The organism is Paenibacillus etheri (assembly GCF_001012825.1).
GTDB lineage: Bacteria > Bacillota > Bacilli > Paenibacillales > Paenibacillaceae > Paenibacillus_AQ > Paenibacillus_AQ etheri.
Genome location: NZ_LCZJ02000007.1, coordinates 1 through 667 on the forward strand (window position 1 = coordinate 1; position 667 = coordinate 667).

Sequence of the window (667 nt, forward strand, 5' to 3'; positions counted from 1 at the left end):
ACAAGGTAGCCGTATCGGAAGGTGCGGCTGGATCACCTCCTTTCTATGGAGAATCGTTTCCTGCAATGGAAACATTCAAATCGGAAGTTAAACTTCCACAATAGAACCTTCGGGTTCGAACACTCACTCGTGTTCAGTTTTGAAAGAGCAAGTCTCTTTCATATGCGTTTGGTGGCGATAGCGGAGGGGTTCCACACGTACCCATCCCGAACACGACCGTTAAGCCCTCCAGCGCCGATGGTACTTGGACCGAAGGGTCCTGGGAGAGTAGGACGCCGCCAAGCGGACAACCATTCTTTGGTTGATTCACAATATTATATATGTTATATGGGCTTTTAGCTCAGTTGGTTAGAGCGCACCTCTGATAAGGGTGAGGTCGGTGGTTCGAGTCCACCAAGGCCCACCATATGACATTATAAAGTACGAGGCCTCCGAAAAGTAATCGGAATAAGCTTCGAAGCTAGACTTCACTTTTTGGAGTGAATTTTATGGGGCCATAGCTCAGCTGGGAGAGCGCCTGCCTTGCAAGCAGGAGGTCAGCGGTTCGATCCCGCTTGGCTCCACCATAATTTTTAATTCAATACCTTCTTTAAACATTGATCCTTGAAAACTGGATACCGAAACGAATTTGCGTTTTAGAACATCTTTTAGCTATAACTTGTGTAAA

At 46.8% G+C, this 667-nt stretch carries 2 tRNA genes and 1 rRNA gene; all 3 read left to right on the top strand.

The window, feature by feature from the left end:
- The first annotated feature begins 167 nt into the window (after positions 1-167).
- Positions 168-284 (top strand): 5S ribosomal RNA (gene rrf / locus UQ64_RS00495).
- Positions 285-329: 45 nt separating this feature from the next.
- Positions 330-406 (top strand) — tRNA-Ile (locus UQ64_RS00500).
- An 84-nt stretch (positions 407-490) separates the two neighbouring features.
- Positions 491-566, top strand: a tRNA-Ala gene (locus UQ64_RS00505).
- Positions 567-667 lie beyond the last annotated feature (101 nt).